Annotated in this window: 12 protein-coding genes; 6 read left to right on the top strand and 6 right to left on the bottom strand. The window is 68.9% G+C overall.

All coding sequences use genetic code 11. From position 1 onward, the window contains the following. Positions 1 to 126: 126 nt before the first annotated feature. From AB0P21_RS17955 to AB0P21_RS17945, 3 genes are read left to right on the top strand one after another with little or no spacing between them, the layout of a single operon-like run. Positions 127 to 1,290: a DUF418 domain-containing protein gene (locus AB0P21_RS17955; protein ID WP_363697872.1), complete on the top strand. Its 1,164-nt coding sequence runs from the start codon at positions 127 to 129 to the stop codon at positions 1,288 to 1,290. 56 nt (positions 1,291 to 1,346) lie between these two features. Continuing rightward, positions 1,347 to 3,068, top strand: a complete 1,722-nt coding sequence (locus AB0P21_RS17950) for an ABC transporter ATP-binding protein (protein WP_363697870.1) — start codon at positions 1,347 to 1,349, stop codon at positions 3,066 to 3,068. After that, positions 3,065 to 4,801 (top strand): ABC transporter ATP-binding protein, encoded by a 1,737-nt coding sequence (locus AB0P21_RS17945; RefSeq protein ID WP_363697868.1) that lies wholly within the window; start codon positions 3,065 to 3,067, stop codon positions 4,799 to 4,801. Before AB0P21_RS17950 ends, AB0P21_RS17945 begins: the two co-directional genes overlap by 4 nt. Before the next feature lie 4 nt (positions 4,802 to 4,805). On the opposite strand, the gene AB0P21_RS17940 is transcribed toward AB0P21_RS17945, so the two are convergent. Together AB0P21_RS17940 and AB0P21_RS17935 are read right to left on the bottom strand one after the other, a co-directional pair. After that, positions 4,806 to 5,354 carry an rRNA adenine N(6)-methyltransferase family protein gene (locus AB0P21_RS17940; RefSeq protein ID WP_363697866.1) on the bottom strand — a complete coding sequence of 183 codons (549 nt, stop codon included), beginning with the start codon at positions 5,352 to 5,354 and terminating at the stop codon, positions 4,806 to 4,808. Between the two features lie 63 nt (positions 5,355 to 5,417). Beyond that, positions 5,418 to 6,575 carry a CapA family protein gene (locus AB0P21_RS17935; RefSeq protein WP_363697865.1) on the bottom strand — a complete coding sequence of 386 codons (1,158 nt, stop codon included), beginning with the start codon at positions 6,573 to 6,575 and terminating at the stop codon, positions 5,418 to 5,420. Positions 6,576 to 6,697: 122 nt separating this feature from the next. Between AB0P21_RS17935 and map the strand changes: the two genes are divergently transcribed. Further along, positions 6,698 to 7,468 carry a type I methionyl aminopeptidase gene (map, locus tag AB0P21_RS17930; protein ID WP_363697864.1) on the top strand — a complete coding sequence of 257 codons (771 nt, stop codon included), beginning with the start codon at positions 6,698 to 6,700 and terminating at the stop codon, positions 7,466 to 7,468. Continuing rightward, positions 7,465 to 7,938 (top strand): HIT family protein, encoded by a 474-nt coding sequence (locus tag AB0P21_RS17925; protein ID WP_363697862.1) that lies wholly within the window; start codon positions 7,465 to 7,467, stop codon positions 7,936 to 7,938. The genes map and AB0P21_RS17925 overlap by 4 nt, the downstream gene beginning before the upstream one ends. Before the next feature lie 14 nt (positions 7,939 to 7,952). Here AB0P21_RS17925 and AB0P21_RS17920 read toward each other — a convergent pair whose 3' ends face one another. Both AB0P21_RS17920 and AB0P21_RS17915 read right to left on the bottom strand, forming a co-directional pair. Beyond that, complete coding sequence (locus tag AB0P21_RS17920) at positions 7,953 to 9,182, bottom strand: Rv2578c family radical SAM protein (protein WP_363697860.1); 1,230 nt, start codon at positions 9,180 to 9,182, stop codon at positions 7,953 to 7,955. A 32-nt stretch (positions 9,183 to 9,214) separates the two neighbouring features. Then, positions 9,215 to 10,051 carry an NAD(P)H-binding protein gene (locus AB0P21_RS17915; RefSeq protein WP_363697858.1) on the bottom strand — a complete coding sequence of 279 codons (837 nt, stop codon included), beginning with the start codon at positions 10,049 to 10,051 and terminating at the stop codon, positions 9,215 to 9,217. 75 nt (positions 10,052 to 10,126) lie between these two features. Here AB0P21_RS17915 and AB0P21_RS17910 point away from each other — a divergent pair, with 75 nt between their 5' ends. Next, positions 10,127 to 10,909, top strand: a complete 783-nt coding sequence (locus tag AB0P21_RS17910) for a TetR/AcrR family transcriptional regulator (protein WP_363697856.1) — start codon at positions 10,127 to 10,129, stop codon at positions 10,907 to 10,909. On the opposite strand, the gene AB0P21_RS17905 is transcribed toward AB0P21_RS17910, so the two are convergent. Together AB0P21_RS17905 and AB0P21_RS17900 are read right to left on the bottom strand one after the other, a co-directional pair. After that, on the bottom strand, positions 10,893 to 12,545 hold the full coding sequence (locus AB0P21_RS17905; protein WP_363697854.1) for a hypothetical protein: 1,653 nt from the start codon (positions 12,543 to 12,545) through the stop codon (positions 10,893 to 10,895). The genes AB0P21_RS17910 and AB0P21_RS17905 overlap by 17 nt on opposite strands. A 33-nt stretch (positions 12,546 to 12,578) precedes the next feature. Beyond that, the gene (locus AB0P21_RS17900; RefSeq protein ID WP_363697853.1) at positions 12,579 to 13,541 is read right to left on the bottom strand and encodes an endonuclease/exonuclease/phosphatase family protein; all 963 of its coding nucleotides are present in this window, start codon (positions 13,539 to 13,541) and stop codon (positions 12,579 to 12,581) included. Positions 13,542 to 13,585 lie beyond the last annotated feature (44 nt).

The following is a 13,585-nucleotide window of genomic DNA, read 5'->3' as shown; positions in this document are numbered from 1 at the left end:
CGGCCGGGGAACTCGTTGCCCAACGCAAGGTGAAGCTCGCCCGCCAACTGCACTCCGCTCCCTTCGGCCAACCGCCCGATACCGAAGTCGGCTGCCGGGGGCCGGCGCCGCTTCTACCGTCGAAACATGACCCAGACCCGTACCTCGACCGGGCCGACAGCCATCTCCGCTCGAGCCCTGGGCCCAGACCTGGCCCGCGGCCTGCTACTGCTCTTCATCGCGCTCGCCAACACCCACGGCTTCCTGCACCCACCAGGCGTCAGCGACATCCGCGGTACGCCGATCGCCTCGGCGCTACCGGACCGCATAGCCGCCTTCCTGGAGACGACGCTCGTCGACGGCCGGTCGTACACCATGTTCGCGGCACTGTTCGGCTACGGCATGGTGCAGATCATGCGGCGCCAGGAGACCAACGGTGTCGAGTGGCGCGGCATCCGCAAGCTCCTGCGCCGCCGCGGCCGGTGGATGATCGTGCTGGGAGTGCTGCACGCAGTACTCCTGTACTACGGCGACATTCTCGCCGCCTACGGCCTGCTGGCCGTAGTACTCGTCCCGGCGGTCCGCTACGGCAACAAGCGGCTACTGATCTCTGCAGGCGTCTGGATCATCCTCGGCTCCACCTTCTACGCCTTCTTCTCCACCCCGACCGACGCGAGCACAGTGGCGACCGTCTACCCCTGGTCGGTCGAGCACAACCCACTGGAGGCCATGCTCGACCGCGCGGTCTCCATCGTGATCACCGCGCCGCTGCTCGCCGTCACTGCGGCCGGCGCCTTCCTCTTCGGGATCTGGGCCGCCCGGCTGCGCCTGTTCGAAGACGCGGAGCAGCACCAGCGGCTGCTGCGCCGGATGGCGACGATCGGGATCCCGATCTCGTTCCTGGGCGGCGTCCCGCTGGCTCTCTACACATCGGGCATCCTGCACGGCACGGGTGCGGACGTAGTACCGGTGGCGTTCCTGCATTCGATCGCAGGGTTCGCGGGCGGACCGGCGTACGCGGCACTGATCGCGCTGTGGGCCCTGCGCATCAAGCATCCCGGCCGAATCGTCACGGCGCTGCAGGCAACCGGGCAACGGTCGCTGACCTGCTATCTATTGCAGTCAGTCGTCTGGGCGGTCTGCTTCTTCCCGTACCTGCTTGATCTCGGCCACACCATGCATCAATGGCAGGCCGCCTTCCTGGCCCTCGGCACCTGGATCCTCACCGTATTGCTGGCTGATCTCATGCGTCGCCACGACATCCGCGGTCCCTTCGAGGTCCTGCTCCGCAGACTGACGTACCGCGGCTGAGGGTGCCCGTTAAACCACATGCTTTTGTCGGTGGGCCCGCATAGCCTCGAAGGGTTATGAGAAAGCTTCCACTGGCCGATCCCGGCATCCCAGATCACCGTTCGCCTGCTCGCTACCTCTGGTGGGTAGCGCGCGGGCAGAAGGCCACGCTCGCGGGCGGTGCGGCGTTCGGAATCCTGTGGATGGGGTCCCAGGCCTTCATCCCGGCCGTGCTGGGCAAGGCGATCGACGAAGGGATCGCCGGCGGTGACGTCGAGCGGCTGCTGCTGTGGACGAGCGTGCTGTTCGGGGTCGGCGTGCTGCAGGCACTGGCCGGCATCATGCGCCACCGGTTCGCGGTGGTGAACTGGCTGAGCGGCGCCTACCGCACGGTCCAGGTGGTCACCCGCAAGTCGGCGGAGCTCGGTGCCACCCTGCCCAAGCACCTGGCCACCGGCGAGGTCGTCAGCGTCGGATCGGGCGACCTCGCCTACATCGGCAACCTGCTGGACATCTCCGCCCGGTTCGCCGGTGCCATCGTCGCGTTCTTCATCGTCGCGGCGATCCTGCTCTCCTCCTCTCCGCTGCTCGGCCTGGTGGTACTGGTCGGCGTGCCGGTGATGCTGTTCTGCCTCGGCCCGATGCTCCGGCCACTCCACACCCGCCAACTGGCTCAACGGGAAGCGGTCAGCGAGCTGAACTCGCTCGGCTCCGACATCGTCGCGGGCCTGCGAGTACTGCGCGGCATCGGCGGCGAGGACTCCTTCTCCCGCAGATACCGGCGCGAGTCCCAACAGGTCCGTGCCGCCGGGGTGAAGGTGGCGCGAATCCAGTCGGTGCTCGACGCGGCGCAGGTGCTGCTGCCGGGCGTCTTCATCGTGGTCGTCGTCGGCCTCGGCGCGCACTTCGCGCTCCGCGGCGACCTCAGCGCGGGCAGCCTGGTCGCCTTCTACGGCTACGCGACCTTCCTGGTGATGCCCCTGCGTACTGCGACCGAGGCCGCCGACAAGCTGATGCGCGGCCTGGTCGCGGCCCGCCGGATCAACCGAGTGCTGTCCCTCACTCCCGATGTCGTCGACCCCGCTCAACCGGTGCGACTCCCGACCGCGGGCGATCTGGTCGACCCTGTCTCCGGCATCCGCGCGCGCAACGGCCTGCTGACCGCCATCGTGTCCGCCGAGCCCGACCGTGCCGCCGTGCTGGCCGACCGCCTCGGCCGGTACGACGACACCAGCGAGGTCCGGTACGGCGGAGTCACGCTGGCCAGCGCGACCCGGGCCGACATACGGGGCCGGATCCTGGTCAGCGACACCGGCTCGCAACTCTTCACCGGCACTCTGCGCCAGGAGCTCGACCCGGACCACCGGCGTACCGACGACGAACTGCTGACCGCGATCCGTACTGCGTCCGCCGAGGACGTGCTGGTCGCGTTGACGGACGGGCTCGACTCCGCCGTCGAGGAGAAGGGTCGCTCCTTCTCCGGTGGGCAGCGACAACGGCTGGTGCTGGTCCGCGCGTTGCTCGCCGACCCGTCGGTGCTGGTGCTGGTCGAGCCGACCTCCGCGGTCGACGCGCACACCGAGGCGCGGATCGCGGACCGGCTGCGCGAGCACCGGGCCGGCCGCAGCACGGTGGTGCTCACCTCGAGCCCGCTGCTGCTCGACCGGGTGGACGAGGTGATCTTCGTCGCCACCGGCCGTGTGGTTGCTGTTGGCAAGCATCGTGAGCTGCTGGAGAGCGACTCGCAGTACCGCTGGACCGTGACCAGACAGACCGAGGACGAGGAGGTGCGCGCATGACGCAGATTCTGCCGGTGGCGAGCACCGCCGAGGTCCGTCGGCATGCCCGGCGGTTGGCGCGGCGGCATCCCCGCGCGCTGATCACCACGCTGGGGCTGCACGCGCTCGCGGCAGTCTCCGGGCTGGCCGCGCCGCGACTGATCGGCACGCTGGTCGAGGACGTCCAGAACGGGACGACCGCGGTCAAGGTCAACCAGGTGATCCTGGTGATCGCCGTCTTCATCGTGGCGCAGACGCTGCTCACCCGCTGGGCGCGCTTCCGATCCTTCGCGCTCGGCGAGCAGGTGCTGGCTGAGCTGCGCGAGGAGTTCGTCGACAACGCGCTGGCGCTGCCGATCGGCACGGTCGAGCGAGCCGGCACCGGCGACCTGCTGTCCCGGACCTCACGCGATGTGGACGCCTTGTCGAGGACGGTGCGGTTCGCCGTACCGGAGACGATCGTCGCCTTCGTCACCGTGCTGTTCACGATCGGCGCGATGCTGCTGGTCGGCGCTTGGGTGGTCGTGCCTCTGGTCGCGATGGTGCCGGTGATCGCGCTGATCACCCGGTGGTACCTGCGCCGCGCCAAGGACGGCTATCTGCGCGAGAACGCGGCGTACGCGCAGATGACCAGCTCGCTCGCCGAGACGGTCGAGGGCGCTCGTACGGTCGAGGCGCTGCAACGCTACGAGGAGCGCGTACGGCGTACCGACGACGACATCCGTGGGTCGTACAACGCCGAGCGCTACACGTTGGGGCTGCGCACGGTGTTCTTCCCGGTCGTCGAGGTCGGGTATCTGCTGCCGATCGTCGGCACGCTGCTGTTCGGCGGCTGGCTGCACATCAACGGGCACGTCTCGCTCGGCGCGGTCACGGCCGGCGTGCTGTACGTGAACCAGCTGATCGACCCGGTCGACCGGCTGATCTCCTGGATGGACGAGCTGCAGGTCGGCGGTGCTTCGCTGGCCCGGCTGCTCGGTATCACCGACGTACCGGATGACCGGACGCCGTCGGGACGTGTTCCCGAGGGTGAGCTGGTCGAGGCGCGGGACGTGCGGTTCTCGTACGTCGAAGGTCGCGACGTGCTGCACGGTGTCGAGCTGACCGTCCAACCAGGTGAGCGGATCGCGATGGTCGGACCGTCGGGCGCCGGCAAGTCGACGCTCGGGCGGCTGGTCGCGGGGATTCATCCGCCGCGCACCGGATCGGTGACGGTCGGCGGAGTCGGGATGACCGAGTTGCCGCTGGACGAGCTGCGCAAGCAGGTCGCGCTGGTCACCCAGGAGCACCACGTCTTCGTCGGCACGCTGCGCGACAACCTCGCGATGGCTCGGCAGGACGCGACCGACGTCGAGCTGCTCGACGCGTTGGCCGCGGTCGATGCTCGGGAGTGGGCGGAGGCGCTGGAGGACGGTCTCGACACCCGGGTCGGGTCGGGGCAGGTCGCCTTGACTCCGGCTCAGGCTCAGCAGTTGGCGCTGGCCCGATTGGTGCTGGCCGATCCGCACACGCTGGTGCTCGACGAGGCGACCTCGTTGATCGACCCGCGGGCGGCGCGGCACATGGAGAGGTCGCTGGCCGCGGTGCTGGAAGGCCGGACAGTCATTGCCATCGCCCACCGGCTTTACACGGCGCACGATGCCGATCGGGTCGCCGTGGTCGAGGACGGTCGCATCTCCGAGCTCGGGAGCCACGACGAGCTGGTGGCCCGCCGTGGCTCCTACGCCGCGTTGTGGAACTCCTGGCACGGCTGAGGCTCTAGTTCCTCCTTTTCCGGATCAGCAGGACTGCGGAATCGACATGGGGTGGGGGCGAGAAAGCCTTGCGGGGAAGGCGAAGCCCGATCGACAGGTCGTAGTACCGGCTCCATCGGGAGGCTGCCGGCGCCTGGTGTCCGGCCCAGCGGTTCACCACTTGCCGCTGCAGCACGAGATCGGCCGACACCAGGCGCGAACCGGGCGCGAGCAATCTCTTCAGCAACAAGGCAGAGATCCCGTACGGCGGACTGGAGACCACCCGGAACGGCCGCGCCGGCAACCGGAGATCACCGGCATCGGCCCGGACCACCGTCACCGGGTCGTCCGCGAACCGCCGACGCAACCGGTCGGCACGGCCGGGATGAAGCTCCACGGCCACCACCTGGGCACCGGCCCGGACCAGCGGCGCGGTCAGCGCGCCGAGGCCGGCTCCGACATCGAGGACCAGCTCACCGGGTGAGACCCCGGCCGCGTCGACGATGCGTTGGGCCCAACGACTATCGAGCGGATGCCATCCCCAGGCACCCCTCGCCTGCCCGGAGGCGGGCACGACGGACCATCACGAAGAAGTTGATAGACATGCCGCGACCCTAGAACGCGGAGGCCGTTGCCCTCAAAGGGTTTTCAGGTCCGCGCCGAGGGCGGTCACGGTCGCACTGGTACGCCGCTGCGCCAGCTCGAGGCGAGCCTTCTTGGTGGCCGAGAGTCCTGGCTTGGCCAGTTCGCGCTGGACGTCGAGGACCCGGACGGGCAGCGTGTCGGTCATCAGCAGCGGCGCGTATTGCGCCTCGGCCTTCCAGCGGTCGCCGTCCTTGCGGAAGGTGAACTTGGTCAGCAGGCCTTCCGACTTGGTGCTCTCCGGCTTGCGGTGGGCGGCGACCAGGTTGCCCAGGCCGTAGACCACGAACTTGCCGTTGAGCTGCTCGATCGGCTGCACGACGTGCGCGTGGTGGCCGATGATCAGGTCGATGTTGCTGTCAGCAAGGAGTTCGCGGGCCACCGTGCGCTGCTGGCTGTTGGGGGTCTTGGAGTACTCGTCGCCCCAGTGCGCGCTGACCACGACGATCTCGGCGCCGTTGTCGCGGGCCTTCTGCGCCTTGGCCTTGATCTTGGCGACGTCGAGTTTGCCGGCCCGCCAGGTCTCGCCGTTCGGGTAGGGCATGCCGTTGAAGCCGTAGGTGTAGCTGAGCAGGCCGACCTTGACGCCTTGCACGGTGACGATCCTGGGCGTTTCGGCTTCTTCCTGGGTGCGCGCCGTTCCGGTGTGTTCGATCCCGGCCTGGTCGAGCAGCTTCAGGGTGCGGTCGATGCCGGCGGCGCCTTTGTCGAAGCTGTGGTTGCTGGCGGTGGAGCACGCGTCGTACCCGGTCGTGACCAGGGCAGGCACGATCTGCGGCGGGCCTTGGAAGAGCGGGTAGCCGGTGGGCGGCGTACCGAGCGGGGTTTCGAGGTGACAGAGCGCCAGATCGGCTTGCTGGATCAGCGGCTTGACGCCCTGCAAGAGCGGGGCGAAGTCCCAGTCGCCGTTGCCGCCGTCGCGCTTCGCGGTGTTCCAGAGGCGTTCGTGCAGGAGCACGTCGCCGGTCGCGACCAGGGTGAGCTGGTCCGGGGTTTTGTTGCCTGATGCCCCTGGTTTGGTTGCGGGCCGGCCGCTGGAGGCAGCGTTCGGCTGGTTCTCAGCCGCTTGGGTGTCCGCGATGCAGCCGGTCAACGCCAGCAGGCCGATCACCAGCGTGGCCGCCGCCACCGCACCTCGCCCGAGCTTGCGCATCCGTGTCCCCCAGAGTCCCCGATCCGCGACTGCGGACCTACCAGAGAGACGCTGCGACCAGCGAAAAGGTTGAGGAATGATAAAACCGGCATACCTACCCAGGAAGTTTGAGGACTCAGCAGATGGTGGATCTGAAGACCGCGGCCGAGATCGAGCAGATGCGCGCCGCTGGACGAGTGGTCGCGGCCGCGCTGACCGCGGTGAAGAAGGAGGCCGCCGTCGGCGTCTCGCTGCGGGAGCTGGACGAGGTGGCCCGGGACGTGCTGAAATCCGCCGGCGCGGTGTCGTTGTTCGAGGGGTACCAGCCCGGGTTCGCGACGAAGCCGTTCAGCGGAGTGATCTGCACGTCGGTGAACGACGCGGTGCTGCACGGTCTGCCCAGCAACCTTCGGCTGGCCGACGGTGACCTGCTGAACGTCGACTGCGGCGCCTCGGTCGACGGCTGGTGCGCCGACTCGGCCACCAGCTTCACGATCGGCACCCCACGCGCCGAGGACCTGGAGCTGATCGAGACGACGGAGCAGGCGCTGGCCGCCGGGATCGCGGCCGCCGTACCGGGCGCACGGCTGGGTGACGTCGGAGCAGCTATCGGCGAGATCGGCCGCCGGGCCGGCCTGGGCACCAACCTCGACTTCGGCGGCCACGGCATCGGCCGCCGGATGCACGAAGAGCCCCACGTCCCCAACGGCGGCCACCCCGGCCGCGGCCTGAAGCTCCGGGCCGGCCACGTGATCGCCATCGAGCCCTGGTTCTGGCACGGCCCCGGCTCTGTCTACGTGATCGACGACGACGGCTGGACCCTCCGCTCCGCCGACAAGACCCGAGGCGCCCACGCCGAGCACACCGTCGCCATCACGCCCGAAGGCCCCCAGATCCTCACCGCCCGCGGATGACCCACCACTGGCCGGAGAACTGGGCTGCCTTGGTGTCCGGCGAGGAATGCGACTTCTGCCAGGGCATGGGACAGGACCGCAACCCGTACGGCGCGCGCATCTTCGAGGGACGGTACGTCGACGGCTACCTGCAGAGCGCCAAGATGCAGACCGGCTACTCGCTGGCGATCTGGAAAGGCCGGCACGTCGTCGAGCCGACCGAACTGACCGACGAGGAAGCAGCCGGCTACTGGCTGGAGACCCTGCGGGTCGCCCGAGCGATCATCGCGGTCTACCAGCCGCTGAAGCTCAACTACGAGACCCTCGGCAACACCAGTCCGCACCTGCACACCCATCTGTTGCCGCGGTACGTCGAAGACCCACGGCCAGGCCAGCCGTTCCCGTTCCTCGCCAGTGACGGCCCCAAGCCTCAGATCCCGGAGCAACGTTTCTTGGCCGAGGTACGAACCCTCCGCGAACGGCTGGCCTGACCTGCACCCCCTGCTCAGAAAAGCGTTTGTTGGTCCGGCGGTGGAGTGATCGCCGGGACCGGCGCCGGCGCGCGGCGGTTGGTGCCCGCCGGGGCGCGGCGGCGGTTAGTGTCCGCCGGCGCGCCGCGGCGATTGCTGTCCGCCGGTGCGCGCCGGTTGGTGTAGTCGACCGGTTGGTCACCGAAGCGGTCAGCGGGCTCGCCCCGCGCACGGAAGCGGTCGGTGGGTTCACCCCAGCCGGAGGAAGACCCCGGCCCGGCGGCTTCAATCGCTCCCGACGACGAGCGGTGCCGGGAGCTGCGGCCGAAGCCATGCTTGCTGAGCAACGGGCGGACCTTGTCCTCGAAGGCGTTGCGATAGCTGGGCAGCGCGTTGGAGCCGTGGGAGTAGAGCTGGTCGTAGCGACTGACCAGGTCAGGCCGTTCTTCCGCCAGCCACTTCATGAACCAGTCCTTCACCCCCGGCCTCAGATGCAGGACCAGCGTCGTGACCCCGGTCGCGCCGGCCGCCGCCAGCTCACCGAAGAGGTGGTCCAGCTGCTCGGCCGAATCCGTCATCCAGGGCAGCACCGGCGCGACCATCACCCCGCACGGCAAACCCGCCTCGCGAACGGCACGGATCAGGTCCAGCCGCCCGCGCACCGACGGCACGCCAGGCTCCACCGTGCGGCGGAGATCCTCATCAGCCAAGGCCAACGAGATCCCTAGTCCAACCGGCACCTCGGCAGAGGCAGCCACCAGCACATCGAGGTCGCGCCGCAGCAGCGTCCCCTTGGTCAGGATCGACAACGGCGTCCCCGAGGCGGCCAGCGCCTCGATGATCCCCGGCATCAGCCGATAGCGCCCCTCCGCCCGTTGGTACGGATCGGTATTGGTGCCGAGGGCAACTTGTTCGAAGCGCCACGAAGGCCGCGCCAGCTCGCGGCGCAGTACGTCGGCGACATTGGTCTTGACCACGATCTGCTGATCGAAGTCCAGCCCGGTGTCCAGCTCCAGGTACCGGTGACTCGGCCGGGCAAAGCAGTACCGGCAGCCGTGCGTGCAGCCGCGGTACGGGTTGATCGTCCAGTTGAACGGCATCCCCGAGCCGGGCACCGAGTTCAGCGCCGAGCGCGCCAGCACCTCGTGGAACGTGACACCGCGGAACTCCGGCGTCGTCACGCTGCGCACCAGCCCGGCGATCGACCCCAACCCAGGCAAAGCCCCCGGCGCCTCCGCCTCGATCCCCTGCCCGGCCCATCTCATAGAGAATAGTCGAACACATGTTCGGCCAAAGATCAAAAGAAGGCGGCCGCGTTCCGCACAGCCCAGTCCCGATACGCCAACGGCGCCCGCCCGGTCACCTCGAGAACCGTCGGCGACGGCGACGCCCGGTACTCCGACATCATCCGAAACCCGTCCAGCATCCAGTTCGCCACGTCCGACCCCATCACCGGAGTCCACGCCGCCAGCGCCTCCTCGCGGGTCAGCTCCTCGAACCGCACCGGCCGCCCGATCGCCGCCGCGATCCACGCCACCTCCTCCGGCTGCGTGATCGCCTCCGGCCCGCTCATCACCAGCTTCTTCCCGGTATAGCTCTCATCCAGCAGTACGACGCGCGCCACCGCCGCGATGTCCGCCAGGTCGATCGGCGTCTGCACCGCCTCCGGGTACGGCGCCCGCACCACCCCCTCGGCCTTGATCGACGGCGCCCAGTCCAGCGTGTTGTTCATGAACTGCCCCGGCCGCAGGTGAGTCCACTCGAACCCCGCCTCCTCGATCGCCTTCTCCATCTTGGAGTAGTGCCACCCCGACGGATCCCCCTGCGCCTCGTAGTCCGCAGGCTCCCCCGACAGACAAACCACCCGCCGTACGCCGGCCTCCAGCGCGCAGGCCACGAAGTCGTCGACCAGAGCAGGCAGCGGCGCGAGATACACCGTGTCCACCCCCTTCAATGCCGCCGGCAGACTCGACGGCCGCCCCAGATACCCCTCGGCGACCTCCACCCCAGCCGGCAAAGCCGCCCGCGCGGGGTGATTCGTCAACGCCCGCACCCCTGAAACCCCAGCAGCCACCAGCTCGTCCACCAGCAACCGCCCCACACTGCCCGTCGCACCCGTCACCAGAATCGTCATTCCCGTAGGGTATACGAGAATAGCAAGCGAGCGCCTGTGAGAAAGTTCCCCGACAGCGGAAACCGAGGAGGGTCGATGGCAGAGCGGCACAGCGGCGGCGGACCGGCCGACCGGACCCTGGCCCTGCTCTGGCGCAACCACCAGCCGGTCACCGACGCCAAGCCCGCCCTCGGCCGACGCCCCACCCTTGACCTCAACAAGGTCGTCGACGCGGGCATCGGCCTGGCCGACGACAAGGGCCTCGCCGCCGCCTCGATGAGCGGCGTCGCCAAGGCGCTGGGCGTCGGCACCATGACGCTCTACACCTATGTGCCCTCCAAGGAGGAGCTGCTCGACCTGATGGTCGACCAGGTCCTCGCCGAGCGCGACCTGCCCGCCCCCGGCGTACCGCGGCCGAGCAGTTGGCGCGACCAGATCACCTTGTACTCCGACCAGACGCGCGCCATGTTCCAGCGGCACCCCTGGCTGGCGAGCATCTCCACGATCCGCCCGCCGATCGGCCCAGGCATGCTGGCCGCCCGCGAGTACCTGCTGTCAGCGTGCGCAGTACTGGGCCTCTCGCCACACCAGACCAACACCGCCGCGCTCGCGATCACGACGTACGTCGACTCGGCCGCCGGCCTGGACGCCGAGAGCGAGCAGCTGGAGCGGTCGACCGGCCAGACCCATGACGCGTGGTGGCACGAGCGTTGGGACCTCTGGGAGACGTACTTCGATGTCGAGCGGCACCCGACGATGACCGCGATCTGGAACGCCAACGGCTACGGCGACGGCACCCGCGAAGCCGCCGACGAGTCCTACCGCTTCGGCCTCGACCGCCTGCTCGACGGCATCGAACTGCTCAAGACTCGGAGTTGAGCCGCGCCTGCCGGTTCTCCACGTAATCGCGAGCGTTCGAAGCACTCTCCAACTGCCCAACCGACTCGTACAGACCAGCAGTGATCAGCGCCAGCTCAATCGCCTCAGGCAACCGCCCCTGCATGTCCCGCACCAACGCGAGCTCCCAATGCACCACCGCATCGCTGGTCGAGCTCCGCAGATCCTCTGCCGGCAACTCGTCGACCACCGACCGCGCCTCCGCCAGCAGACTCTCCGCCTGATCCAGCTCGCCGATGTACCGCGCCGACTGAGCCGCGAGCCGCAGTGCAGCCACCTGGTCATGCAGCAACTCCGCCAGCCCGTACTGCGCAGCAGCGGCGACCAACGCGTCTCGCGCCTCGGCATCCCGGTTCAGCTGCTCGAGCAGCTCGCCTTTCTTGCGCAGGATCATCCCGAGCCAGTCCGGCCCGGCGTCCGGCGGGATGTCGGCCAGCACCTTCTCGGCCTGCGGCAGCGCGGCCGCCGGCTCGTTGAGATCCAGGTAGGCCGCGAACAGCACGTTCCGCAGTACGCGCAGGCTTTCCGGCTGGGCCAGCTCGGCGATCCGCTCGTCGCCCAGCGAGGTGAGCGCCTGTTCGCCGATCTCGGCGGCCTCGACGTTGCGCTCGTCGAGGTGCATCCGGTGCGCCATCTCGATCTGCGCCTGCACCAGGTCCCAGGCCGCGAACGTGTCGTCGGGCCGAGCGCGCACGGCAGCCAGTTGCTCAGCGCATCCACCATCGCCGAACAGCTCCAACTGATCGACCCACTGCTTCTCGGTCAGCGCTTCCCGAACCAGTTCACCCTGGTACTTGTTGCCGTTGCGGCGATCGAACGACGCCACCAGCCGCCAAGCCTGCTCGGTGAACTCGCCCTCGCCGAGCGTGCGTCCGGCCGCCAGGCAGAACGCCAGCGCGTCGTACTCGGAGACATCCGCCTCAAGACCACCGCGATGCCGCTCGATCAGCTCCTCGGCGCGATCCTGGTTCCCCGTCAGCACGCAGAACCGGATGTGCTGGGCGTGCGCGAACAACTCGTCGGGATCCTCCCGCACCAGCCGGTACGCCGTCCGGTGGGCGTCCGCCGCCGCGTCCAGGTCACCGACCGCGACGTACGCCGGCAGCGCCGCGGCCAGCAACGCCTGTGGTTGCTGATGACAACCTTCAACCGGGGTCGCGAACGCCTGCTCGGCCACTGCGACAGCCTGTTCCGGCCGACCCGTCTCGATCAGGTGCCGGATCTGGTAGATCTGCTCGCAGCCCTCACACCAGGCGAAGTCGTCCCGCGGCGCGGCCAAGCAGGCCTGGTACTGCGCTTCTGCCGCCTCCGCGTCACCGAGATGCCGGGCCACCAGCCAGCGGCAGAAGTGCACGATCCGCAGACTGTTGCCCGCCTCGAGGTGCCGCCGTTCCAGGTCGTCGAGGATCTCCAGCGTCAGGGTCAGCGGCAGCCCAGCGTACTCGTCGAACTGCAGTGCGACGTACCCGAAGGTGGTCAGCAGTCCGTCCAGTTCGTCCGGATCCGGCTGTGCGTCGTACGCCGCCACCGCGCGCCCGAACGGCTCCAGGGCCTGGGCCGGGTTCGCCCCGAAGACCAGTCTGTCCGCCTGCGCGATGAGTTCAGCAAGATCGTCCACGCCCCGAACTGTAGGCGTAGCCGGCAAAAGCGGTCAGAGGTCCAGGGTGATCCAGGCCGGATCGTGGTCGGTGCCGTCCCGGGCGAGCTTCTTGCGGCGGCCGATGAAGGCGCCGGTGAGTCTCGGGACCAGCGCCGGTGACAGCCAGATCTGGTCGATCAGGTCGAAGGTGCGCGGCTGCCCGGAGGCCTTGAAGGTCGACGTCCAGGCGGGGCTCGCGGGCAGCTCGACCTTCGTCTTGACCGCGCCGACCTCGGTCGGGGCCGTGAGCGCGTTGACCAGGCCGGATTGCGCGTACGCGACCAGCGCGGACGAGTCCGGGGTGTCGTTCATGTCGCCGCAGAGCAGGTAGCGCTGGCGGCTGGACGTCCGGTTGGCGATGATCCGGGTGATCGTCTCGGCCTGCCGTTGCCGCAGCAACTGCGCCTCGGCGGCGGCCGCGATCGGGTCCTCGACGGTGAAGTCGACGAACTTCGACTTCAGGTGGGTGCCGAAGACGGTCAGGATCCGGCGGCCCTTCGCATCCAGGATCTCCGCCTCGACCAGGTCGCGGGAGAAGATCGGCCGCGTCGGCACGTCGGGATGGAACACCCGCTGGTAGCTGGTCACGCCGCCGATCGGCCGCCGGGACAGGATCCCGATGTCGATGAACCGGGTCGAGTCGTTGCCGTCGATCACCATCACGTGCTGGTACGCGCCGTTCAGGTGCTCGCGGTTGAACTCCCGCAGGACGTCGACGTTCTCGACCTCCTGCACCACCCAGACGTCGACATCCGCCGCCAGCAGCCGCTCCGCGATCCGGCCGGTGTCCGCCGCCGGTTTGGAGACCAGCAGCTTGCCCCGCCCGTCCAGCTGCAGCCGCCGCCGGTCCTCGGTATCGAACGTGTACGTCGCCGGCACCGAACTCGTACCGGCCGCCAGCGCCTCCACCGCACCGGCGAAGTTCCAGCGGTCGAACAGGTTGTTCAGGTTGAACGTCCCCACCGTGAGCACCATCAGCCCTCCCCAGGCTCAAGACTCTGTTCTCAAGGTAGCGTGTG

Source organism: Kribbella sp. NPDC056861, from assembly GCF_040687575.1.
Classification (GTDB): Bacteria; Actinomycetota; Actinomycetes; order Propionibacteriales; family Kribbellaceae; genus Kribbella.
Note: the sequence above shows the minus strand (reverse complement) of the source record. Positions and strands in the feature narration are given on the sequence as shown.

What these genes read in the sequence shown, in the direction of transcription:
- AB0P21_RS17955 (WP_363697872.1), top strand. Translation starts at nt 127, where the DNA reads ATGACCCAGACCCGTACCTCGACCGGGCCGACAGCCATCTCCGCTCGA.
- AB0P21_RS17950 (WP_363697870.1), top strand. Translation starts at nt 1,347, where the DNA reads ATGAGAAAGCTTCCACTGGCCGATCCCGGCATCCCAGATCACCGTTCG.
- AB0P21_RS17945 (WP_363697868.1), top strand. Translation starts at nt 3,065, where the DNA reads ATGACGCAGATTCTGCCGGTGGCGAGCACCGCCGAGGTCCGTCGGCAT.
- AB0P21_RS17935 (WP_363697865.1), bottom strand. Translation starts at nt 6,575, where the DNA reads ATGCGCAAGCTCGGGCGAGGTGCGGTGGCGGCGGCCACGCTGGTGATC.
- map (WP_363697864.1), top strand. Translation starts at nt 6,698, where the DNA reads ATGGTGGATCTGAAGACCGCGGCCGAGATCGAGCAGATGCGCGCCGCT.
- AB0P21_RS17925 (WP_363697862.1), top strand. Translation starts at nt 7,465, where the DNA reads ATGACCCACCACTGGCCGGAGAACTGGGCTGCCTTGGTGTCCGGCGAG.
- AB0P21_RS17920 (WP_363697860.1), bottom strand. Translation starts at nt 9,182, where the DNA reads ATGAGATGGGCCGGGCAGGGGATCGAGGCGGAGGCGCCGGGGGCTTTG.
- AB0P21_RS17915 (WP_363697858.1), bottom strand. Translation starts at nt 10,051, where the DNA reads ATGACGATTCTGGTGACGGGTGCGACGGGCAGTGTGGGGCGGTTGCTG.
- AB0P21_RS17910 (WP_363697856.1), top strand. Translation starts at nt 10,127, where the DNA reads ATGGCAGAGCGGCACAGCGGCGGCGGACCGGCCGACCGGACCCTGGCC.
- AB0P21_RS17900 (WP_363697853.1), bottom strand. Translation starts at nt 13,541, where the DNA reads ATGGTGCTCACGGTGGGGACGTTCAACCTGAACAACCTGTTCGACCGC.